Genomic DNA, 21,704 nt, shown 5'->3' with positions numbered 1-21,704 from the left:
CCGTGGCTGCACAATGCGACTCGTGACAGATGAAGATCCGTACCTGTGGCTGGAAGACATCGACGGCGAGGACGCGCTCCGATGGGTGGCCGAGCGGAACGCCGAGACGGCGGCGGCACTGGCCGCCGACGCCGCGTTCCCTGTCCTGAAGGAGCGCCTGCGGGAGGTGCTGGATGCCTCGGACCGCATCCCCTACACCGTCCGGCGCGGCGCGTTCCTCTACAACTTCTGGCAGGACGCCGGGCAGGTGCGCGGGGTGTGGCGGCGTACGACACCGGAGCAGTACCGCAAGGACTTGCCCGACTGGGAGGTCCTTCTCGACATCGACGCGCTCGCCGCGGCGGAGGACGAGAAGTGGGTGTGGGCCGGTGCGCAGGTGCGCCGTCCCGATCACGACCGGGCACTGGTGTGTCTGTCGCGCGACGGCGGGGACGCCGTCGTGGTCCGCGAGTTCGATCTCGCCACCCGGACCTTCGTCGACGACGGGTTCCAGGTGGAGGAGGCGAAGACACGGATCGGGTGGATCGACGCCGACACCGTCTTCGTCGGCACGGACTTCGGCCCCGGCTCGCTGACCGACGCGGGCTATCCGCGCACGGTACGCAGATGGCGCCGCGGCACACCCCTGGATGAGTCCGTCCTGGTCTTCGAGGCCGCGAAGGGCGATGTGGCGGCCTGGGGCCGGCACGACGCCACACCCGGGTTCGAGCGGGACTTCGTCTCCCGGTGGCTGGACTTCTTCCGCAGCGAGACATACCTCCTGACCCCGGAAGCCTCGCTCGTCAGGATCGACGTCCCCGACGACGCCAACGCCTATGCCCACCGCCGGCATCTGATCGTCTCCCTGAAGTCCGACTGGCTCGGACAGCCGGCGGGCTCGCTGCTCGCGTTCGACTTCGACGCCTTCCTGGCGGGCGACCGCACCGCCGAGGTGCTGTTCACCCCGGACGAGCGGACGGCCCTGGCCGGGCACTCCTGGACCCGCCACCATCTGATCCTGGAGACGATGCGCGACGTCAGCACCCACATCGAGGTCCTCACCCCCGCCCCCGGCGGCGGATGGACACGCAAGCCGCTCGCGGACGTCCCGGCGCTGTCCCGCGTCACGGTCGTCGACACCGACCCGGACGTCTCCGACGAGTACTTCCTGGACGTGTCCGGGTTCCTCCAGCCGTCCGCCCTCCACCACGGGCAGATCGGCGCCGACTCCGAGATCCTCAAGCAGACCCCGGACCGCTTCGACACGGCCGGGCTGGCCGTGGAGCAGCACTTCGCCACCTCCCAGGACGGCACCCGGGTGCCCTACTTCGTGATCGGCCCCGGCCATGCCCCCGCAACCGGCCCCGGCCCCGCGCTGCTCTACGGCTACGGCGGCTTCGAGGTCCCCCTCATCCCCTCCTACGACGCGGTGACCGGCCGGGCGTGGCTGGAGCGCGGCGGCACCTATGTGATCGCGAACATCCGGGGCGGCGGCGAGTACGGACCGGACTGGCACCAGGCCGCCCTCGGCGCGGACCGGCCGCGGGCCTTCGAGGACTTCGCGGCCGTCGCCGAGGACCTCGTGGCGCGCGGCATCACCACCCCGGCCATGCTGGGCGCCGCGGGGGGAAGCAACGGCGGCCTGCTCATGGGCGCGATGCTCACCCGCTACCCGCACCTGTTCGGCGCGATCGTCGCCCAGGTTCCGCTGCTGGACATGCTCCGCTTCCACAAGCTCCTGGCCGGCGCGTCCTGGACCGCTGAGTACGGCAACCCGGACAACGAGGCCGACCGCCCGCACCTGCGCGAGCTCTCCCCGTACCACCGAATCGGCGCGGACCAGGTGTACCCGCCGGTGCTGCTGACCACCTCCACCCGTGACGACCGGGTCCATCCCGGCCACGCCCGCAAAACGGCTGCCCGGCTGCGCGAACTCGGCCACCCGGTCCTGTTCCACGAGAACACCGGCGGCGGACACGCGGGCGCCAGCGACAACGAACAGTCCGCCCACAACGAGGCCCTGATGCATACCTTCCTCCAGCAGCACCTGACGCCGGAGGCGTAGCAGGCATCCTGGCCCGTTCAGGCCCGTTCAGGCCCGTTCAGGCCCGTTCAGGCCCGTTCAGGCCCGTTCAGGCCAGGATGATCGGGTTGGCGAGCGCCGCCATGTGCCCGTCGGGACGGCGCACCTCGATACGGACGAACGCCGAGTCCGCCGTACCGGTGCGCCACTCCACGGCGCCCGCTCCCGATTCGGGCAACGACGCGCTGCCGCCGCTCGGTGTGGTCCTTGGCGAACTCGCCGTAGAAGGTGTCGAGTTCGAAGTGCTTGCGGTCGTCCACATGGTGCGGCTCGTAGGCGTCGCGGGTGGTGAGGAGGACGACCTCGTCGGGGGAGCAGTAGTACAGCGACCCCTGGCACATCGGGCAGGGGTGGGCGAGCACATAGCTGGTCGCGCCGACCAGGTGCTCGGTACCCAGCTTCCGGCAGGCGTCCCGGATGGCGAGGATCTCGGCGTGGGCGGTGGGGTCGTTGGTCTGGGCCACCCTGTTGGGGCTCTCGACGAGGATCTCGCCGTCCTTGACGATGACGGTGGCGAAGGGGCGTCCGCCCTCCTCCACATTCTTGCGGGCGATGTCGATGGTGCGCTGGGCGAAGTCCATGGTGAGGCCTCCGGTGTAAGGCGGTGGGTGTTGTGAGGTGTTGTGAGTGAGGCGTTGTGTTTGGGTCGACGGTTTCCGCCATCCATGACCTCCATCTATAGTTTCCAAGTCTTGTTGTCCATAATTTTCATAGATCTCATCAATGGTCGGTGTTTGGCTGAGGGTTGCCGGTGGAGCGGCCCGCCGGCCAGGGCTCCATAGATGCCATGGCGCCCATGCAGGGATACCGATTGAGGTTCTCTATACTTCGGACATGGGTCCGGAACTGCGTCACCTCCGCTATCTGATCGCGGTGGCCGAGCACGGCAACTTCACACGCGCCGCCGAAGAACTGCGCATCTCGCAGCCGACGCTCTCGCAGCAGATCAAGCAGCTGGAGCGCGTCGTCGGTGTGCAGTTGCTCGACCGCAGCGGCCGTGGCGTGCGACCCACCGACGCGGGCGAGGCCTATGTGCACTACGCGCGGCGGGCGCTGCGGGAACTGGCCGCCGCCGACCGCGCCGTACTCGATGTCGCCGACCTTTCCCGGGGGCATCTGCGCCTCGCGGTGACACCGACCTTCACCGCGTACCTCATCGGCCCACTGGTGGAGGCGCTGCACACGCAGTATCCCGGCGTCACGCTGGATCTGCGGGAGATGACGCAGGACCGCATCGAAGCGAGCCTGCTCGCCGATGACCTCGACCTCGGGATCGCCTTCGCGGGAACCCATCTGCCCGGCATCACCGCGACCGCGCTGTTCACCGAGACCCTCAGCCTCGTCGTCACCACCGACCGCGCCCGGGAACGGGGCGACCGGCCGCTCCCGGTGCGTGATCTGGCGGACCAGCAACTCGCGCTGCTCAGCAGTGACTTTGCCACCCGCACCCACATCGACGGGTACTTCGCCACGCATCGGGTCAGCCCGCCGATCGCTGTGGAGGCCAACACCATCCAGGCCCTCACGGAGATCGTCCGGCGCACCGGGCTGCTGGCCACCGTCCTGCCCGACGCGGTCACGGACGACCACCCGCATCTCGGGCCCATTCCCATCGACCCCCCGCTGCCCGCCCGCGTCGCCACGCTGCTGCACCGGGAGAGCGCCTACGAGAGCGCCGCCGCACGCGCCTTCACCCGGCTCGCCCGCGACCTGGTCGGCACACGCGGCTACGCACCGGCCTGAGCACCCCGTCCCGCGGACGGCATACCGAAAACCGACTTCGAGTGATGAGAGAATTGAGGACATGACAGGGTCTGGGGAGTTCGAGCCCGAGTCGGAGCGGGTCACACGCCTGCTGCGTGACGAGATCATCGACGGGGTGCGTGAGCCGGGCAGCAAACTCGTCGAGCGCGAGCTCGCCGCGGAGCTCGGTGTGAGCAGGCTGCCCATCCGGGAGGCGCTGAAGGCGCTGGTCACCGAAGGGCTGGTCACGCCGAGGCCGCGGACCTGGGCTGTCGTACGGGAGTTCACGCCGGCGGACATCGAGGACCTCGACGAGGTCCGGGCGGCCCTGGAGACGCTGACCTTCCGGCTCGCCGCCCAACGGCGCACCCGCGCGGGGCTCGAAAAGCTGCGCGCGGACCTCGACGCCGAGCTGAAGGCGGCGGACAAGGGGGACGCCGTACGGGCCCACCGCGCCGCCGCCGACTTCCACGAGACGGTCACCGAGCTGGCCGACAACGAACTCCTCAACGAGCTCCAGAGCACGCTGCGCAGCCGGATGCGCTGGCTGCTGGGGCAGCACGACGACCTCGGGGGCGTCGCGCAGGAGCACGAAGCGCTGTACCGGGCGATCGCGGAGCGGGACGTCGCGAGCGTCGAGCAACTGGCCGACCAGCACCTGGTGACAGGTCGCAACGCGGCCGCCGCGCGACGCAAGTCCCGGGACTGAACGGGGCGGTGCGGCCGGGCGGCGCACCCGAGATCGGGCCGCCCCGCGAGCACTCAGACGTAGACGATTCCGTCCGGGACATCCGGGCGGATCTCCGTCCCGACGTTCCGTCCCAGGAGGTCGTCGAGCCGTTCGAGCGGACCGATGAGCGCCCGTCCGCCGGCCTGCGCGACCCGCACGGCGGCGTCGGCCTTCGGCTTCATGGACCCTTCGGCGAAGGCCAGCCGGGAGATCGCCTCCGGTGAGGCGGTGAGTATGTCGCGCTGCTCGGCCGTTCCCCAGTTCTCGCTGACGAAGTCACCGTCCGTCAGCATCACCAGCATGTCCGCCGTGAGTTCCGCCGCCAGGGCTGCCGAGGCGAGGTCCTTGTCGACGACCGCCTGCAGGCCCGTCTGCCGCCCCTTGCCGTCGGACCGTACCGGCACGCCGCCACCGCCGACGAGATACCGGCTCTCCAGCAGGGTGCGTACAAGTGGTGCCTGGACGATGCGCACGGGGGAGGGGGAGGGGACGACCCGGCGGAAGGCGGCGCCGTCGCGCGCGATGGTCCAGCGGCAGCGTGTCGAGTTCACGGTCCGCGCGGATCGGCGGCCTGCCGCCGCAGCCGTGTGGCAGAGGCGGAGATCGAACGGTCACCCGAGGCTCGCGGCCTGTTCACCCGTGTCCAGGGGAGCGCTCTCGCGGCGCGGCAGCAGCAGCGGAGTGGCGAGGAGGAGGATCCCGGCGGCCGCGATCGCGATACGGGGACCGGTGACGGCGGCGAGCAGACCCCACCCGGCGGTCATGGTGGCGATGGCGGCGCTGCTGCTGATCGACCACGCGGTCAGGGTGCGGGCGACCCGGCCGGGGTCGGTGTGGTCGAGCCGGTAGGTGGACAGCAGCGGGTTGAACAGCGCGCAGCAGGTCACCAGGCCGAATTGGACGACGATGATGAGTACGAGCCCGGGGACGCCGGGCCGGACGAACGCCAGCCCGAGGGGCCAGCAAGCACGCAGCGCTCCGGCGGCGCGGAGTACCCTGTGCCGCCCGAACCGTGCCGCGAGCGGGCGCGCGAGACGTGAGCCGATCAGGCCGCCGACGCAAGGGGCCGCGAACGCGAGACCGTACTGCCAGGGGGAGAACCCGAGGCGGCCGAGCAGAAGCACGGCGAGCAGCGGCTCGGAAGCCATGATCAGGCCGTTGACCACGATCGAGTTGAAGAGCAGCGGGCGCAGCACGGGGTGGCCGAGGATGTGACGCCAGCCCGCCAGCAGATCGCCCGCCCGCAGCCTGGGCGCGTCGTTCCGCGCGGGACGGGGTTCCGTCCCGCCGATGGCTCGGATGCCCAGTGCCGAGAGAAGGTAGCTGACCGCGTCGACCACCACGGTCGTCACCGGGCCGAACAGCCCGATCGCGGCCCCGCCGAGCGGTGGTCCGACCGTGGTCGCGGTCCAGGTCGTGGACTCGAACCGGCCGTTCGCGACGAGCAGGTGCTCCGGCGGCAGGAGCGTCTTGAGATACGCGCCACTGGCCGCGTTGAAGGCGATGTTGGCCGCGGCGACGACGACGGAGACAACGAGAAGCTGGGCGAAGCCGAGCAGTCCGAACGCGAACGCGGCGGGGACGCTCATCAAGGCCGCGAACCGGGTCAGGTCCATCGCCATCATGACCGGCCGCTTGCGGCGGAACTCGATCCACGGTCCGAGCGGCACCGCGAGCGCCGCCCCCACCGCCCGCCCCGCAGCGGCCAGCACCGCCACCTGGGTCGGCCCGGAGTGCAGCACGAGCACCGCGATCAGGGGCAACGCACCGAACCCGAGCCCGGTGCCGTACGCACTGGCCGCGTACGCCGCCCACAACCACCCGAACCGCCGCCCCAGAGCCTGCCTGCCCGCCATTCCCTACGCACCTCTCGCCGATGTCGGAACAACCGTTCGCTGAACGTCGGTATCAAAGCGAGGCGGGGACGGTGAGATCAAACAACCGACCTGCCTGAAGAACACAACCGGTGGTTGTGGGGTTGGCGCGACAGGCGTGGTTCTCGCCGTCGTGCGCACCTTCGGTGGGGCCGCCGGGACGAGGGACGGTTCCAGGTCCCCGCTGTACTGTCTTGGCCATGGATGCCACTGAGGTGCTGATCTCCGTCCACAAGTACGACGGCCGCCCGCACCGGCGCCACTCCATGGTCCGGTTGGGCGAGGACGAGCACGGGGTCTGGCTCGGGGCGCCGGCCGGCACCGTCTGCAGCACGGGCACCGAAGGCGCCACCTACACCACGCGGGAGGCCAGAGTGATGCTCATTCCCCGTGATGCCTGGTGGACGGGGCTGTTCCAGGCAGCGCCCGCACGGCTGGACGCCTACTGCGATGTCACCACCCCGCCCCGGTGGCTGCATCCCGGGGAGGTCAGCATGATCGACCTGGATCTCGACGTCTGCCGCACACGTGACGGGGGCACCGTCTTCGTCGACGACGAGGACGAGTTCGCCGACCACCAGGTCCGGTACTCCTACCCGTCCGACGTCATAGCCCGGGCCACGACAACGGCCGAGCAGCTGAGAGCCGCGCTCACCGGGGGCGTCGAGCCGTTCGGCAGCCGCCGCCGGTCATGGCTCGCCAGGATGTCCGCGTACTGACCCGAGCCGCAGCAGCGAGCACCGATCGAAGCTCATGCCGCCGCGGTCCGGACCGTCCGCGACCGGATTCCCGGCCGCCCGTTCGGAACCGGCATGATCACCCTCCGACGGTACGCAACCCCGCTCGCGCTAAGCTGCACGTGCCCCGCGGGGGAAGTCCGGTCGAAATCCGGCGCTGACCCGCAACGGTGGGCGGAGCCCGCACAGCGGGCCCCGTAAGCCCGATTACCCGCGGTGGTGAAGGCTCCTGTCAATTCGCCGTGGACTGCGAGTGGCGCTGCGCAGGGCGCTCGGCGCCCGGGCTGCTCCTGTGATCACGTAGGCGCACGGCCCGAGGCGAGAGCGATCCGCCCGTGGCCGCACCCCTCGACCGCAAACCCGCCGTGCCCCCGCGTACATCCCGGGCCGGAGCCGGGCCCGCGCCGCCCCGGCGCGTGTCGCTGCCGCTGCTCCTGGCCGCCTTGGGCACCGTACTTCTGGTCTGGCCGCACTGCCCCAGGAAGCGGTCGCCGAATTCGACTTCACCGTCGCCGAGGTCGTGGCGATGGGCCGGCTGCCGCACCGGCGGGCGATGGGCCGGAGGCGAACGTATCGGCCATCAAGAACGACCGGATCTTCGTCCTCGACTACGCGGATCCGGTGGAAAGCCCACGCAATCCCGCCGCCATCACCTCACTCGCCGCATATCCGAGAAAAGCGATCTCCTGGCGCAGGGCATCATGGCGGCCACCTGGCCGCCGCCCGATCATGGCCGGACAGTAGAGTTCGGCTGCGTCATCCCCCGAACTCCGAGGTACCGTCCGTGACTCTCGCACCACCCGAACAACCCCTCCCACCTGCGGTGACCGTCGTGGGAATCGGCGCCGACGGATGGGCGGGACTGCCCGACGCGGCGCGCACGGAGCTCATCGACGCACAGGTCCTCATCGGGGGTGAGCGACAGCTCGGCCTGCTCCCGCCGTCCTGCCGGGGACAACGGGTGCCGTGGCCCTCGCCGTTGCGGCCCGCCGTCCCCGGCCTGCTCGCCGCGCACGCCGGGAGCAGGATCGCAGTCCTGGCCAGCGGCGACCCGATGTTCTACGGCATCGGCCGGGCCCTCACCGAGGTGCTCGGCACCGACGCGCTGAGGATCCTGCCCCACCCGTCCTCGGTGTCCTACGCCTGCGCCCGGATCGGCTGGCCGGTGGAGGACACCGAGGTCGTCACCCTGGTCGGCCGCCCCGCCGCCCGGCTGGCCGCCGCCCTGCACCACGGCCGGCGGGTCCTGGTACTCAGCGCGGACGCCCGGACCCCCGCCGCCGTGGCCGGACTGCTGCGCGAACACGGCTTCGGCCCGAGCCGGCTGCGCGTGCTCGAACAGCTCGGCGGAGCGGACGAAGCATGCCTGGAGGGCACCGCGGACCACTGGCCGCACCCACCCGGCGACCCGCTGAACGTCATCGCGGTCGAATGCCGGCGCACCCCCGAAGCCCTGCGCCTCGGCGCCGTACCCGGCCTGCCCGACACGGCGTACGAACACGACGGGCAGCTCACCAAGCGGCACATCCGGGCCGCGACCCTCGGTGTGCTCGCACCCGCCCCCGGCGAACTGCTGTGGGACATCGGCGGCGGCTCGGGATCCATCGCGATCGAATGGATGCGGACGCACCCCTCCTGCCGCGCGATCACCGTGGAACGCGATCCGCGACGGGCACAACGCATCGCGCGCAACGCCGACCGGCTCGGAGTGCCGGCCCTGCGCGTGGTGACCGGCCCGGCCCCCGGCAACCTGGACCAACTACCCACGCCCGACGCCGTGTTCATCGGCGGTGGGCTGACCGTGCCCGGCCTGCTCGACATCTGCTGGGACGCACTGCCACCCGGCGGACGCCTGGTCGCCAACACGGTCACACTGGAGTCCGAGGCACTGCTCGCCGAGGCACACCGCGAACACGGCGGCGAACTGGTCCGGCTCGCGGTCGCGCACGCCGTGCCGGTCGGAGGCTTCACCGGCTGGCGGCAGGCCATGCCCGTCACCCAGTGGTCCGTACGCAAACCCCTGACCGGTCCCGAAGCGGAACACTCGGCACACGAGCCCGCGCAACACCCAGGAGACAACAGATGACCGTGTATTTCATCGGCGCCGGCCCCGGGGCGGCCGACCTGATCACCGTGCGCGGCGCCCGCACCCTGGCCTCCTGCGGGGTGTGCCTGTACGCGGGCAGCCTGGTGCCCCGGGAACTGCTCGCCGAATGCCCCCCGGACGCCCGCCTGGTGGACACCGCGCAGCTCGACATCGACCAGATCACCGCCGAACTGCTGGCCGCGCACGAGGCCGGTCACGACGTGGCCCGGCTGCACTCGGGCGACCCCTCGGTGTTCAGCGCGGTCAACGAGCAGATGCACCGGCTCGACGAGGCCGGGGTGCCCTACGAAGTGGTGCCCGGCGTACCCGCGTTCGCGGCCGCCGCGGCGGCGCTCAAGCGGGAACTGACCGTACCGACCGTCGGCCAGACCGTCATCCTCACCCGGATCGCCCACCGCGCGACCGCGATGCCCGAGGGCGAGGACCTGGCCACCCTGGGCCGCAGCGGCGCCCTGATCGTGCTGCACCTCGCCGCCAGGTACGTGGACCGCGTCGTCGAGGAACTGCTGCCGCACTACGGGGCCGACTGCCCGGCCGCCGTCGTGGCGCTGGCATCACGCCCGGACGAGATCGTCCTGCGCGGAACCCTCGACGACATCGCCGGGCAGGTGAAGGCGGCGGGCGTGATCCGTACCGCCGTCATCATGGTCGGCCGCACCCTGGGCGCCGAGCAGTTCCGCGACAGCCACCTCTACTCGCCCGGACGCGAACGCCACGTCTGCTGACCGGGCCGCCGCATCGGCCGGGCGGCCGGTCAGCGCACCGTACTGCGCCCGACGACCGTGCCCGCCCGGTCGATGCAGATCACATCGACGGCGACCGGCGCACCCCGCAGCACCGACAGCGCCTCGTCCCGCGCCGCCACGGCCACCAGATCCCCGAGCGGAACACCCCGAGCGAGGCACAACCGGAGTGCCGCCAGCCCCGTGTTCGCGACCGACACCTCGGCCGCCAGAGCCTCGTCCGCACCACCGCGCCTGGCCAGCCCGGCCAGGAACGGCTTGTCGACCTGGGACCGGGCCGAATGCAGATCGAGGTGCCCGGCGGCGAGCTTCGACAGTTTCGCGAAGCCGCCGCAGACCGTGAGCCGGTCCACCGGATGACGGCGGATGTACTTCAGCACCGCGCCCGCGAAGTCCCCCATGTCGAGCAGCGCGATCTCCGGCAGCCCGTACTCGGACACCACCGTCTTCTCCGAGGTGGAACCCGTGCACCCGGCCACATGGGTGTGCCCGGCGGCACGGGCCACGTCCACCCCGCGGCGGATCGAGTCGATCCACGCCGAGCAGGAGTACGGCACCACCACACCGGTCGTGCCGAGGATCGAAAGACCGCCCAGGATGCCGAGACGCGGGTTCCACGTCGAGCGGGCGATCTCCTCGCCGTGGTCCACCGACACGGTGACCTCCACGTCCCCCGTGCCCCGGTGCTCCGCGGCGACCCGGGCGATGTGGTCGCGGATCAGCTGCCGCGGCACCGGATTGATCGCCGGTTCCCCGACATCGAGCGGCAGCCCGGGAAGGGTGACCGTGCCCACGCCCGGCCCGGCCCGGAACACCACACCCGAGCCCGGCGGCAGCAGTCGCGCGGTGACCCGGACGAGAGCGCCGTGCGTCACATCGGGATCGTCGCCCGCGTCCTTGACCACCCCGGCCGTCGCCCGCCCCCCGGCCAGTTTCTCCACCGCGAGCGCGAAAGCGGGCGTCTGCCCCTTGGGTAGGGTGATCGTCACCGGGTCGGGGAAGTCGCCCGCCAGCAGGGCGGTGTACGCGGCGGTGGCCCCCGCGGTGGCACAGGCGCCGGTGGTCCAGCCGGACCGCAGACCGGTGTGTTTCAGCTGGGCGCTGCGCCCGCCCTCAATCTCACCCATGGATGGATCCGATGCATGTACTCGTACTCGGCGGCACGACGGAGGCCCGTCGCCTCGCCGAGTTGCTGGTGGAGGTGTTCCCGGCCGGGGCCAGGCTGACGAGTTCGCTCGCCGGACGCGTGGCCGGTCCGAGGCTTCCGCCCGGCGAGGTCCGCATCGGCGGCTTCGGCGGAGCCCACGGGCTCGCCGCATGGCTGCGCACCCACCGGGTCGACGCGCTCATCGACGCCACCCATCCTTTCGCCGGGACGATCAGTTTCAACGCGGCCGCTGCCGCCGCTGCCGCCCATGTTCCCCTGCTGGCGTTGCGCCGGCCCGGCTGGGTGCCCGATGACGGCGACGACTGGCACCCGGCCGGTTCGCTGGCCGAGGCCGCGGCGGCGCTGCCCGCACTGGGCCGACGGGTCTTCCTCACGACCGGACGCATGGGGCTGGCGGCCTTCGCCGGGCTGGACGAGCTGTGGTTCCTGATGCGTTCGGTGGACGCCCCCGAGGCTCCGTACCCCGCCCGCATGGAGGTGCTGCTCGACCGGGGCCCGTTCACCCTGGACGGGGAGCGCGAGCTGATCCGACGTCACCGCATCGACGTGGTCGTCACGAAGGACAGCGGCGGCGCCGCCACCGCCCCCAAGCTCGCCGCGGCCCGCGAGGCACGGATCCCGGTCGTGGTGGTGCGGCGACCGCCCGTGCCCCGGGGCATCCCGGTCGTCGACGGTCCGGAGGGGGCCGTCGCCTGGCTGCGCGAACACTTCTTCCGCCAGGGGCGGGCGACGGCCGACCCGGCTCAGCCCTCCGGATAGCGGCGGGGCGTCCAGACGATCTGCTGCCCCTCACCGCGCTTGACCCAGCGGGTCTGCGAAGACCCGACGAGCAGGATCGTGCGCATGTCGACCTCGGCGGGGTCGAGGTCCGCGAGCCGCACCGTCCGCACGTTCTCGGCGGGCCCGCCGACATCGCGGCCCAGGACCACGGGAGTGTCCGGCGAGCGGTGTTCGAGCAGCAGGTCACGGGCCTTGCCGACCTGCCAGGTCCGGCTGCGCGACCCGGGGTTGTACAGCGCGAGCACCAGATCCGCCGTCGCGGCCGCGCGCAGCCGCTCCGCGATCACCTCCCAAGGCTTGAGCCGGTCGGAGAGCGATATCGTCGCGTAGTCGTGGCCCAGTGGCGCACCCGCCCGGGCGGCGGCCGCGTTGGCCGCGGTCACTCCCGGCAGCACCCGCACCGGCACCTGTGCGTACTCCTCCTGCGAGGCCACTTCGAGGACGGCCGTCGCCATCGCGAAGACCCCGGGGTCGCCGCCCGACACCACGGCCACCCGCCGTCCGCGCCGGGCCAGATCGAGGGCGAACTCGGCCCGCTCCGACTCGACCTTGTTGTCCGAGCCGTGGCGCACCTGTCCCGGCCGGACCGGCACCCGGTCCAGATACGTGGTGTAGCCGACCAGGTCGTCGGCGGCGGCCAGCGCCCCGCGCGTCTCGGGGGTCAGCCACAGCGGCCCGGCCGGACCGGTGCCGACCACGGCCACCTCGCCGCCCTGCGGGGCGTGGTCGGGACGCGGCGCCCCGATCCTGCTGGGCAGGACCGCGACCGCGAAGTACGGCACCGATTCGGGAACGACCTCGGCCAGGTCGCCCACCCGCTCCCCGGCCATCGTGGCGCGCTCGACGTAACGGGCCTCGGGCAGCCGCCCGGACGCCTCGAAGGCGCCGCGCACGGCCGGGAACGTACGCCCCAGCTTCATCACCACGGCGGCGTCGGTGGCCGCGAGCCGGGCGGTCAGCTCCTCCTCCGGCAGCGTGCCGGGCAGGATCGTCAGTACCTCCTCGCCCTCGACGAGCGGGGTGCCCAGGCGGGCGGCGGCCGCGCTGACCGAGGTCACGCCCGGGATCACCTCGGTCGGGTACCGGTCGGCGAGCCGCTTGTGCATGTGCATGTACGAGCCGTAGAAGAGCGGGTCGCCCTCGGCCAGCACGGCGACCGTCCGCCCCGCGTCGAGATGCGCCGCCAGGCGGGCCGCCGCCTCGGCGTAGAACTCCTCCATGGCCCCCCGGTAACCGCCCGGGTGATCCGTGGTCTCCGTCGTGACGGGGTAGACCAGCGGCTCCTCGACATGGTCGGCACGGATGTGCTTCGCCGCGATGGACCGGGCGATGGACCGCCCGTGCCGGGCGCTGTGATAGGCGATGACATCGGCCTCGGCGATGATCTCCACCGCGCGTACGGTCATCAGAGCCGGATCGCCGGGGCCGAGCCCGACCCCGTACAGCCGGCCCGTCTTCTGCTCGCTCACGTCTACTCTTCCTCGCTGGCGATCGCGTTGAGGGCGGCGGCTGCCATGGCGCTGCCGCCGCGACGGCCCCGGACGATCAGATGCTCCAGGCCGGACGGGTGCGCGGCAAGGGCGTCCTTGGACTCGGCGGCACCGATGAAGCCGACCGGCACACCGATGACGGCGGCGGGGCGGGGCGCGCCCTCCTCGATCATCTCCAGCAGCCGGAACAGGGCGGTCGGCGCGTTCCCGACGGCCACCACCGCGCCGTCCAGCCGGTCGCGCCACAGCTCCAGGGCGGCGGCGCTGCGCGTGGTGCCCAGCTCCTTCGCCAGGCCGGGCACCGCCGGATCGGACAGCGTGCACACCACTTCGTTGTCCGCGGGCAGCCGCTTGCGGGTCACACCACTGGCGACCATCGCCACATCGCACAGGATGGGCGCGCCGCCCCGCAGCGCGGCACGGGCACGGGCGACCGCGTCCGGGGTGAAAGCGAGATCGCGGACGAGGTCGACCATCCCGCAGGCGTGGATCATGCGGACCGCGACCTGGCTCACATCGGCGGGCAGGCCTGCGAGATCCGCCTCCGCGCGGATCGTGGCGAAGGACTGGCGATAGATCGCCGGTCCGTCCTTCTCGTACTGGTGCACAGTGCTTTCGCTCTCTTCCTCGGGCGTGCAACGGTCGGATACAGCAAGAACTGCGAGTAAGGGGGAGTCGGTCGTACGGGATCAGCCGCGCGTACCGCGGGCCGAAGCCACCGCTTCGGCGAGCCCGCCGGGGCCGTCGGGGACGCTCACCGGCGCGCCCCTCTCCTCGCCCCGTACGACGGAGATCCGGTGTCCGCCGGGGACGGCGACGACATCGACCCACTCGCCGCGGGGATGGCCGCACCGGCGTTCGCACCCGGACCAGTACACCGGCAGCAGACCCGCGGGCCCCACCACGGCCGCCGCCCGGTCCCGCACATCGGCGAGCGATTTCGCGCAGCCGGGGCGGCCGATACAGGCACCCACCCCGGTCCAGGGGGAGTCGGGTCCGACGATGAGGCCGGTGGCCCCCAGCTCGTCCAGCAGCCCCGCCGCCCGTCGCCGCTCCACCCCCGGTACGACGACCCCGCGCCACGGAGTCAGCCGCAGTTCACCACGTCCCCGGTGCCGGGCCGTGTCGGTCAGCGACCGCCACTGCGCCCCGTCGATCCGACCCAGGGGGATTCCGACGGACAGCGCCGCCCCGTCGTGCGGACCGGTGACCACGCCGGGGGCGGGGCCGTCCGAGCCGCGCGGGCAGTCGCGGTCCTCGGTGGCGGCGGTGCCGGGATCCTCCTCCCGCAACCGCCGTACGACCTCGTCGAGAAGGGAGCCGGAGCCGCCGGGCAGGTCCGACACCCGCCAGGCGCCGGTGCCCGACGCCCGCTCCAGGAAGATCTCCGCCGCCAGGAGGGCGGCCCGCGGCGCCTGCGCACCGGGTATCCGCACCACGGTCCGGGCCGTGCCGATCCGCAGCAGCGCCGCTCCGCCGTCCTGCGCCAGCAGCGTCACATCGCCGCCCAGCGCGTCCACATCGCCACGGCCGTCGTCGAGCACGAACAGGAACCTGCCCGAGAGCCCGGCCGTCCGCGCGCCCGCGCACAGCAGCGAGTCCAGCGTCCGGAGCCACGGTCCGACGTCCGCCGCCCCGCTGTCGTCGAGCCCCGAGAGCGGCGACGCCACGATGTTGCGTATCCGCTCGTGGCGGGCGGAGGGCAGCAGTCCCGCCTCGCCCAGCCGGCCGGCCAGTTCGCCACCGCAGTCGGGGCTCAGCCCGCGCAACTGCACATTGCCTCGCGAAGTGAGATGCAACTCACCATCGCCCAGTCCCTCCGCCACCGCACCCAGGGCATCCGCCTGCGCCGCGGTCAGCAGACCACCGGGCACCCGGACACGGGCCAGCGCGCCGTCGTCCGCCCGGTGCAGCCGCAGTGTGCCGGGGCAGGCGTCACCGCGGTCCCGGGCAGACGCGTCTTCGGGCAGCGAAGGCGAAGTGGCAGGTGGGGGCATGGCGGCGAGCATACCGACCATCCGAGCAGAACCGTATGTCCTCCATCGGTTGACCGGCCCTTACTATGCCTAGTGACGGGCCATCCGGCACGTCGTCGCCACAGACGGCGACAGGGGAGGAAGTCCGGTGAGATTCCGGCACGGTCCCGCCACTGTGAGCCCGGCCCCGGCCGGGCGAGTCAGGAACTCCCTTCCCCGGCCCTCGACTCCGTCGAGCAGGGGAGACTCCATTCCGACACCGCCCGGGGCGTGGACACCCCGAGGAAGGCCCGACGCCGCATGATCCTGCTCCTGTCGACGTCCGACACCGACCTGCTCAGCGCCCGCGCCTCGGACGGCCCGGTCTCCTGCCGCTACGCCAACCCCTCCCGGCTCCCGCTCCAGGACCTCCCGCAGCTCCTCGACGGCGTCGACCTGGTCGTCGTACGGCTCCTCGGTGGCGTACGCGCCTGGCAGGACGGCCTCGACCAAGTCCTCGCCACCGGGCGCCCCGTCGTCGTCCTCACCGGCGAACAGGCCCCCGACGCCCAGCTGATGGCCGCCTCCACGGTCCCCATCGGCATCGCCGCCGAGGCCCACGCCTACCTGGCCCACGGCGGCCCCGCCAACCTGGACCAGCTTGCCCGCTTCCTCTCCGACACCGTCCTGCTCACCGGCCACGGATTCGCACCGCCCGCCCCGGCACCCTCCTGGGGCCCGCTGGAGCGCACCGCCCGCCGCACCGACGGCCCGGTCGTCGCCGTGCTCTACTACCGCGCCCACCACATGAGCGGCAACACCGCGTTCGTGGACGCCCTGTGCCGTGCCGTCGAGGACGCCGGCGCCCGCGCGCTGCCGCTGTACGTCGCCTCGCTGCGCACCCCCGAGCCCGAACTGATCGAGGCGCTGCGCGCCGCCGACGCGATCGTGACCACCGTCCTCGCCGCGGGCGGCACCCGGCCGGCCGAGGCATCGGCGGGCGGTGACGACGAGTCCTGGGACGCGGGCGTCCTCAGCGGCCTCGACGTCCCCATCCTCCAGGCGCTCTGCCTCACCGGATCGCGCACCGACTGGGAGGGCAACGACGAGGGCGTCTCCCCGCTCGACGCCGCCAGCCAGATCGCGGTCCCCGAGTTCGACGGCCGCCTGATCACCGTGCCGTTCTCCTTCAAGGAGATCGACGAGGACGGCCTGCCCGCGTACGTCGCGGACACCGAGCGCGCCGCCCGCGTCGCCGGGATCGCCGTGCGCCACGCCCGGCTGCGCCACATCCCGGCCGCCGAGAAGCGGATCGCGCTGGTGCTGTCCGCGTACCCGACCAAGCACTCCCGGATCGGCAACGCCGTCGGCCTCGACACCCCGGCCAGCGCCGTCGCCCTGCTGCGCCGACTCCGCGACCAGGGATACGACTTCGGTACGGAGGAGGTCCCCGGCTTGGTGTCGGGCGACGGCGACGAGCTGATCCGCGCACTGATCGAGGCCGGCGGCCACGACCAGGAGTGGCTCACTGAGGAGCAGTTGGCCCGTAACCCGGTCCGGATCCCGGCCGCCGACTACCGGCGCTGGTACGCGACCCTTCCGGCCGAGCTCCGCGAAGCCGTCGAGCAGCACTGGGGCCCCGCCCCGGGCGAGATGTTCGTGGACCGGTCGGGCAACCCGGACGGCGACATCGTCCTCGCCGCCCTGCGCCGAGGCAATCTGCTCATCCTCATCCAGCCGCCGCGCGGCTTCGGCGAGAACCCGATCGCGATCTACCACGACCCCGATCTGCCGCCCTCGCACCACTACCTGGCCGCCTACCGCTGGATCGCCGCCCCCGCCGACGACAACGGCTTCGGCGCCGACGCGATGATCCACCTCGGCAAGCACGGCAACCTGGAGTGGCTGCCGGGCAAGAACGCCGGCCTCTCCGCCGCCTGCGGCCCCGACGCCGCCCTCGGCGACCTCCCGCTGATCTACCCGTTCCTGGTCAACGACCCGGGCGAGGGAACGCAGGCCAAGCGGCGCGTCCACGCCACGCTGGTGGACCACCTCGTACCGCCGATGGCACGCGCCGACAGCTACGGGGACATCGCCCGCCTCGAACAACTCCTGGACGAGCACGCGCAGATCGCGGCGATGGACCCGGCGAAGCTCCCGGCGATCCGCGCACAGATCTGGACCCTGATCCAGGCCGCCAAGCTCGACCACGACCTGGGGCTGGAGGACCGCCCCGAGGACGAGGGCTTCGACGAGTTCATCATGCATCTCGACGGCTGGCTCTGCGAGATCAAGGACGCCCAGATCCGTGACGGTCTGCATGTGCTGGGCGGTGCCCCGGCCGGCGCCGACCGGGTCAACCTCGTCCTCGCGATCCTGCGGGCCCGTCAGATCTGGGGCGGCACCGCCTCCCTGCCCGGCCTGCGCGAGGCACTGGGGCTCGACGAGTCCGCCGCGACCCGCGTCACCGCCGACGAGGCCGAGGAGCGGGCCCGGACACTGGTCCAGGCGATGGAGGACGCCGACTGGTCCCCGGACGCCGTCGCCGAAGTGGCCGCCGGGCACCCGCGGGCGGTCGCCGACATCCTCGACTTCGCCGCCCGCGAGGTCGTACCGCGACTGGCCGCCACGACCGACGAACTCGACCACGCACTCCACGCGCTGGACGGCGGATTCGTCCCCGCCGGACCCTCGGGCTCCCCGCTCCGCGGCCTGGTGAACGTCCTGCCGACCGGCCGCAACTTCTACTCCGTCGACCCCAAGGCCGTACCCTCGCGCCTGGCCTGGGAGACCGGCCAGGCCCTGGCCGACTCGCTCCTGGAGCGGTACCGCTCCGACAACGGCGACTGGCCCACCTCGGTCGGTCTGTCCCTGTGGGGCACCAGCGCGATGCGCACCGCCGGCGACGATGTCGCCGAAGCCTTCGCCCTGCTCGGCGTCCGCCCCGTCTGGGACGACGCCTCGCGCCGCGTCACCGGCCTGGAGGCGATCCCGCCGGCCGAGCTCGGCCGCCCCCGCATCGACGTCACCCTGCGCATCAGCGGCTTCTTCCGCGACGCCTTCCCGCACACCATCGGCCTCCTCGACGACGCGGTGCGCCTCGTCGCCTCCCTGGACGAGCCGGCCGAGCAGAACCACGTACGCGCCCACACCCAGGCAGACCTGGCCGCCCACGGCGACGAACGCCGCGCCACCACCCGTATCTTCGGCTCCCGCCCCGGTACGTACGGCGCCGGTCTGCTCCAGCTCATCGACTCCCGCGACTGGCGCACCGACGCGGACCTCGCCGAGGTCTACACGGTGTGGGGCGGCTATGCCTACGGACGCGAACTCGACGGCCGTCCGGCCCGGGAGGAGATGGAGACGGCGTACAAGCGGATCGCGGTCGCGGCCAAGAACACCGACACCCGTGAACACGACATCGCCGACTCGGACGACTACTTCCAGTACCACGGCGGCATGGTGGCCACCGTCCGCGCGCTGCGCGGTACGGCCCCGGAGGCTTACATCGGCGACTCCACCCGCCCCGAGACGGTCCGCACCCGCACCCTGCTGGAGGAGACCTCGCGGGTCTTCCGCGCCCGGGTGGTGAACCCCAAGTGGATCGAGGCGATGCGGCGGCACGGCTACAAGGGAGCCTTCGAGCTGGCCGCCACCGTCGACTACCTCTTCGGCTACGACGCGACGACGGGGGTGGTCGCCGACTGGATGTACGACAAGCTCACCGAGACGTACGTCCTGGACCCGACCAACCGCGAGTTCCTCCAGCAGGCCAATCCCTGGGCCCTGCACGGCATCGCGGAACGTCTCCTGGAGGCCGAGTCGCGCGGCATGTGGGCCAAGCCCGACCCGGCGATCCTCGACGCCCTGCGCCAGGCGTACCTGGAGACGGAGGGCAATCTGGAGGGCGAGGACTGACCCCGGGGCCGGCACCGGGTCACCGGACGGCGACAGACGGGCGAGCCCCGGCCCGGGCGTGGGCCGGGCCGGGGCCGCTTGCCATTGCCCCAGGTAGCCGCACTGTTCCGCGATGGGGCGTCACCCGTACTGCCGCCGGGCATAGTGTCGCCCGTGGCGTGGAAGCGATCTACGCATGACCGAAAGTGGCAGTCCTTATATCTCGTCGGCCCGGATCACCGTGCTGGGAGTACAGCCCGGTGATCCGCCCTTCCGCCTGGTGGAGATCGACGGGGAGGTGGTCAGCGCGGCAACATCGATGATGGATGTGCTCGCCGCCGCCTCGGCCGCGGGAATCAGGGTCCATGACCTCGACGACCCGAGTGTTGTGCGCTGGGTGGGCGGCGGCAAGTTCCATTGGCGGCCGCACTGAGGGTCGCTCCGCAGCGGCCGTGCGGGGTGGTCGGCGCAAGTCCGTCGTCCACCCCGCCGGCCACTTCGCAGACCGCTCGGCGGGGTGCCGCCGATGGTCCGCGACCACCGCTCAGCCCCGGTACGGCTCCCGGCCGTCCGAACCGGTCCGGCGCACTCCCGCCCGTGCTGCGGCCCTGATCCTCAGCAGCTCGATGACCGACTCCTTCGGCGATGTGCCGACGGCCGGCCCGCACCGCCCCCGGGCATACGCGAGAACCCGACACGCGAAGACCCCAGCACGCGAATTCCCGACACGCCAAGACCCAACACACGAACCCGACACGCGAGAACGCAACACGTCAGAACCAACGCGTGTGAACCCAACACGCGAACCCGCGCGCCCTTCACGAGTCGGGGCCGACGGCCCGGCCGGACCCCGAACTCTCCTGCTGTGCGCTGACGTTCCACGCACGTTTCGCTGACGTTTCGCTGACGTCGCGGGCCGGCCGCCGCCGTTTCAGGCCAGCGACGCGGCGCGGGCGGGGTCGATCACGTGCTGGAGAGGTTGGTCATGTATAAAGCGTCGGAGTTCGTCGAGCACAAGCTCTCCGAGACGATGACGTTCGGCCCCCAGGGCACCGCCGAGGTGGGGTGTCAGGACGACGTTGGGAAGGGTGAAGAGTGGCGAGTCATGGGCGGGAGGCTCCGGGTGCGTGACATCGAGTACGGCGGTGAGGTCGGGTCTGGCGTGCAGGACCTGCGCCGCGGCGGCCTCGTCGATGAGCGCGCCGCGCGCGGTGTTGATCAGTGTCGCGCCCGGCACCAGGGAGTTCAGCAGCCGTGCCCCGATCGTGCCGCGGGTCTCGGGCAGGAGGGGCGCGTGGAGACTGACGACATGGCAGGTGGCGAACAGTTCCTCGATGCCGACCAGCCGGACGCCGGCCTGCCGGGCGGTCTCGGGGGAGGCGATGGGATCCGTGGCGAGGACCTCGATGTCGAAACGGCCGAGGTGGGCCGCGACGAGACGGCCGATGTGCCCGAGCCCCAACAGGCCCACACGTGACCGGTAGGCGCCCGGCACCTGGGGGTTGTGGGGGAAGCGGCGGCTGCTCGCCACCTCCCGGGCGATGCGATGCACCTGCTTGAGCCCGAGGAGGACCTGAGCGAGGGTGAACTCCGCGACCGGGACGGCATTGGCCGCGGCGGCGGAGACGATCGGGACGCCGCGCGCCCAGAACTCGGGTGTGGTCAGATGCCGCACCGAGCCCGCGGCGACGAGGACCGCCCGCAACCGAGGGGCGTGCGAGAGGAAGGCGGCATCGAGCACGGGCGCGCCCCAGCCCGTGAGCAGGACATCGACCTGTCGCAGCACGTCGGGATCCTCGTCGAGCTGCCGACGTGTGAGGGGTGGGCCCGGCAGGTGTACGAGACGTTCGACTTCGGCCAGGACCTCCTGGGGATAGACGTCCGCCCTGCGTTCTTCCTCCATGACCAACAGGGCTGTCGGTCTGCGGGCCGGCTCGTTCATGGCGTTACGCTCCTCAGCTCTTTGCTGACAGACAGTCAGTGAATCGGCTCGTGAGCCCTGGTCGGGCGCGTGGGGAAATGTCTGACCCGATGTTGAAGATTGACGTGGCTTGTTCGTTGCCGTGGTCGATGTGCTTGCAGGCACGATACATCGGATGATTGGGGGGTCCTCGGATGAAGATCGGCCACCCGGAATCGACTGCCCCGTCGACTGTCGTGTGCATGTGCGGTCGGTGCTTGTTCGGTCGATCGGTGTGCGGCATGGCTGAACTAGCGGCTCACCAGGCGCTTTCGCGGGGTGTCCGGTCTGCGTGCCGAGGTGGGGAGTGGCGGGGGAGGGGCGTGGCGGCGGATCCGGCAAGGCTCCCGCGAGCCATCGTGGAGCTTTTGTATTCATCGGACTATTGACCAAGGATTCGGACCCCGTTAGCGTCCCAGCAAGCGCTTTCCAGGCCAGCTGTGATCGAGCGCTTTCCA

Annotated in this window: 17 protein-coding genes, 1 pseudogene and 2 riboswitches; of the genes and pseudogenes, 10 read left to right on the top strand and 8 right to left on the bottom strand. The window is 71.9% G+C overall.

All coding sequences use genetic code 11. From position 1 onward, the window contains the following. The first annotated feature begins 13 nt into the window (after positions 1-13). Positions 14-2,044: a prolyl oligopeptidase family protein gene (locus tag ACFVH0_RS14615; RefSeq protein ID WP_385819999.1), complete on the top strand. Its 2,031-nt coding sequence runs from the start codon at positions 14-16 to the stop codon at positions 2,042-2,044. A 47-nt stretch (positions 2,045-2,091) separates the two neighbouring features. Here ACFVH0_RS14615 and ACFVH0_RS14610 read toward each other — a convergent pair whose 3' ends face one another. Beyond that, the gene (locus ACFVH0_RS14610) at positions 2,092-2,643 is read right to left on the bottom strand and encodes a nucleoside deaminase (RefSeq protein ID WP_385819997.1); all 552 of its coding nucleotides are present in this window, start codon (positions 2,641-2,643) and stop codon (positions 2,092-2,094) included. A gap of 253 nt (positions 2,644-2,896) precedes the next feature. Between ACFVH0_RS14610 and cynR the strand changes: the two genes are divergently transcribed. Next, on the top strand, positions 2,897-3,805 hold the full coding sequence (gene cynR / locus ACFVH0_RS14605; RefSeq protein WP_385819995.1) for a transcriptional regulator CynR: 909 nt from the start codon (positions 2,897-2,899) through the stop codon (positions 3,803-3,805). A 61-nt stretch (positions 3,806-3,866) separates the two neighbouring features. After that, positions 3,867-4,514, top strand: coding sequence for a GntR family transcriptional regulator (locus tag ACFVH0_RS14600; RefSeq protein WP_385819993.1), 648 nt, complete (start codon positions 3,867-3,869; stop codon positions 4,512-4,514). A gap of 53 nt (positions 4,515-4,567) precedes the next feature. On the opposite strand, the gene ACFVH0_RS14595 is transcribed toward ACFVH0_RS14600, so the two are convergent. Both ACFVH0_RS14595 and ACFVH0_RS14590 read right to left on the bottom strand, forming a co-directional pair. Further along, positions 4,568-5,086 carry a hypothetical protein gene (locus tag ACFVH0_RS14595; RefSeq protein WP_385819991.1) on the bottom strand — a complete coding sequence of 173 codons (519 nt, stop codon included), beginning with the start codon at positions 5,084-5,086 and terminating at the stop codon, positions 4,568-4,570. A gap of 60 nt (positions 5,087-5,146) precedes the next feature. Next, entirely contained in the window at positions 5,147-6,391 is a 1,245-nt protein-coding gene (locus tag ACFVH0_RS14590; protein ID WP_385819989.1) for an MFS transporter, read from the bottom strand. A gap of 218 nt (positions 6,392-6,609) precedes the next feature. Between ACFVH0_RS14590 and ACFVH0_RS14585 the strand changes: the two genes are divergently transcribed. The 4 genes and pseudogenes from ACFVH0_RS14585 to cobM all read left to right on the top strand — a co-directional run bounded on the left by ACFVH0_RS14585 (position 6,610) and on the right by cobM (position 9,978). Next, positions 6,610-7,128 carry a DUF402 domain-containing protein gene (locus tag ACFVH0_RS14585; RefSeq protein ID WP_385819987.1) on the top strand — a complete coding sequence of 173 codons (519 nt, stop codon included), beginning with the start codon at positions 6,610-6,612 and terminating at the stop codon, positions 7,126-7,128. A gap of 103 nt (positions 7,129-7,231) precedes the next feature. Further along, positions 7,232-7,380: riboswitch (cobalamin riboswitch) on the top strand. A gap of 324 nt (positions 7,381-7,704) precedes the next feature. After that, positions 7,705-7,890 (top strand): annotated as a pseudogene (locus ACFVH0_RS14580) (hypothetical protein); the annotation flags it as partial. Positions 7,891-7,930: 40 nt separating this feature from the next. Further along, on the top strand, positions 7,931-9,232 hold the full coding sequence (gene cbiE, locus ACFVH0_RS14575; protein ID WP_385819985.1) for a precorrin-6y C5,15-methyltransferase (decarboxylating) subunit CbiE: 1,302 nt from the start codon (positions 7,931-7,933) through the stop codon (positions 9,230-9,232). Then, entirely contained in the window at positions 9,229-9,978 is a 750-nt protein-coding gene (gene cobM, locus ACFVH0_RS14570) for a precorrin-4 C(11)-methyltransferase (protein WP_385819983.1), read from the top strand. Before cbiE ends, cobM begins: the two co-directional genes overlap by 4 nt. A gap of 29 nt (positions 9,979-10,007) precedes the next feature. On the opposite strand, the gene ACFVH0_RS14565 is transcribed toward cobM, so the two are convergent. Then, positions 10,008-11,123, bottom strand: a complete 1,116-nt coding sequence (locus tag ACFVH0_RS14565; protein ID WP_385819981.1) for a cobalt-precorrin-5B (C(1))-methyltransferase — start codon at positions 11,121-11,123, stop codon at positions 10,008-10,010. An 11-nt stretch (positions 11,124-11,134) separates the two neighbouring features. Between ACFVH0_RS14565 and ACFVH0_RS14560 the strand changes: the two genes are divergently transcribed. Next, entirely contained in the window at positions 11,135-11,923 is a 789-nt protein-coding gene (locus ACFVH0_RS14560) for a cobalt-precorrin-6A reductase (RefSeq protein ID WP_385819979.1), read from the top strand. Here the strand turns inward: ACFVH0_RS14560 and ACFVH0_RS14555 are convergent. From ACFVH0_RS14555 to cobG, 3 genes are all read right to left on the bottom strand, one after another. Then, positions 11,908-13,413: a precorrin-2 C(20)-methyltransferase gene (locus tag ACFVH0_RS14555; protein ID WP_385819977.1), complete on the bottom strand. Its 1,506-nt coding sequence runs from the start codon at positions 13,411-13,413 to the stop codon at positions 11,908-11,910. The genes ACFVH0_RS14560 and ACFVH0_RS14555 overlap by 16 nt on opposite strands. A 2-nt stretch (positions 13,414-13,415) precedes the next feature. Continuing rightward, entirely contained in the window at positions 13,416-14,042 is a 627-nt protein-coding gene (locus tag ACFVH0_RS14550; protein ID WP_266919945.1) for a precorrin-8X methylmutase, read from the bottom strand. 81 nt (positions 14,043-14,123) lie between these two features. After that, positions 14,124-15,443 (bottom strand): precorrin-3B synthase, encoded by a 1,320-nt coding sequence (gene cobG / locus ACFVH0_RS14545; RefSeq protein ID WP_385820031.1) that lies wholly within the window; start codon positions 15,441-15,443, stop codon positions 14,124-14,126. Between the two features lie 47 nt (positions 15,444-15,490). Next, positions 15,491-15,640, top strand: a riboswitch (cobalamin riboswitch). Positions 15,641-15,710: 70 nt separating this feature from the next. Between cobG and cobN the strand changes: the two genes are divergently transcribed. Next, entirely contained in the window at positions 15,711-19,307 is a 3,597-nt protein-coding gene (gene cobN, locus ACFVH0_RS14540) for a cobaltochelatase subunit CobN (protein ID WP_385819975.1), read from the top strand. Between the two features lie 175 nt (positions 19,308-19,482). Beyond that, entirely contained in the window at positions 19,483-19,719 is a 237-nt protein-coding gene (locus ACFVH0_RS14535; RefSeq protein ID WP_385819973.1) for a hypothetical protein, read from the top strand. 498 nt (positions 19,720-20,217) lie between these two features. On the opposite strand, the gene ACFVH0_RS14530 is transcribed toward ACFVH0_RS14535, so the two are convergent. Then, a complete protein-coding gene (locus ACFVH0_RS14530; protein WP_385819971.1) occupies positions 20,218-21,228 on the bottom strand; it encodes a hydroxyacid dehydrogenase in 1,011 nt (336 codons plus the stop codon). Positions 21,229-21,704: the final 476 nt, after the last annotated feature.

The sequence above is a fragment of the Streptomyces sp. NPDC127117 genome, assembly GCF_042677325.1.
Classification (GTDB): Bacteria; Actinomycetota; Actinomycetes; order Streptomycetales; family Streptomycetaceae; genus Streptomyces.
The sequence above is the reverse complement of the archived record's forward strand: the minus strand, read 5'-3'. Positions and strand labels throughout refer to the sequence as shown.

Excerpts from the sequence above, each read along its gene's own strand:
- ACFVH0_RS14615 (WP_385819999.1), top strand. The coding sequence starts at position 14 with ATGCGACTCGTGACAGATGAAGATCCGTACCTGTGGCTGGAAGACATC.
- ACFVH0_RS14610 (WP_385819997.1), bottom strand. The coding sequence starts at position 2,643 with ATGGACTTCGCCCAGCGCACCATCGACATCGCCCGCAAGAATGTGGAG.
- cynR (WP_385819995.1), top strand. The coding sequence starts at position 2,897 with ATGGGTCCGGAACTGCGTCACCTCCGCTATCTGATCGCGGTGGCCGAG.
- ACFVH0_RS14600 (WP_385819993.1), top strand. The coding sequence starts at position 3,867 with ATGACAGGGTCTGGGGAGTTCGAGCCCGAGTCGGAGCGGGTCACACGC.
- ACFVH0_RS14590 (WP_385819989.1), bottom strand. The coding sequence starts at position 6,391 with ATGGCGGGCAGGCAGGCTCTGGGGCGGCGGTTCGGGTGGTTGTGGGCG.
- ACFVH0_RS14585 (WP_385819987.1), top strand. The coding sequence starts at position 6,610 with ATGGATGCCACTGAGGTGCTGATCTCCGTCCACAAGTACGACGGCCGC.
- cobM (WP_385819983.1), top strand. The coding sequence starts at position 9,229 with ATGACCGTGTATTTCATCGGCGCCGGCCCCGGGGCGGCCGACCTGATC.
- ACFVH0_RS14565 (WP_385819981.1), bottom strand. The coding sequence starts at position 11,123 with ATGGGTGAGATTGAGGGCGGGCGCAGCGCCCAGCTGAAACACACCGGT.
- ACFVH0_RS14560 (WP_385819979.1), top strand. The coding sequence starts at position 11,135 with ATGCATGTACTCGTACTCGGCGGCACGACGGAGGCCCGTCGCCTCGCC.
- cobG (WP_385820031.1), bottom strand. The coding sequence starts at position 15,443 with ATGCTCGCCGCCATGCCCCCACCTGCCACTTCGCCTTCGCTGCCCGAA.
- cobN (WP_385819975.1), top strand. The coding sequence starts at position 15,711 with ATGATCCTGCTCCTGTCGACGTCCGACACCGACCTGCTCAGCGCCCGC.
- ACFVH0_RS14535 (WP_385819973.1), top strand. The coding sequence starts at position 19,483 with ATGACCGAAAGTGGCAGTCCTTATATCTCGTCGGCCCGGATCACCGTG.
- ACFVH0_RS14530 (WP_385819971.1), bottom strand. The coding sequence starts at position 21,228 with ATGAACGAGCCGGCCCGCAGACCGACAGCCCTGTTGGTCATGGAGGAA.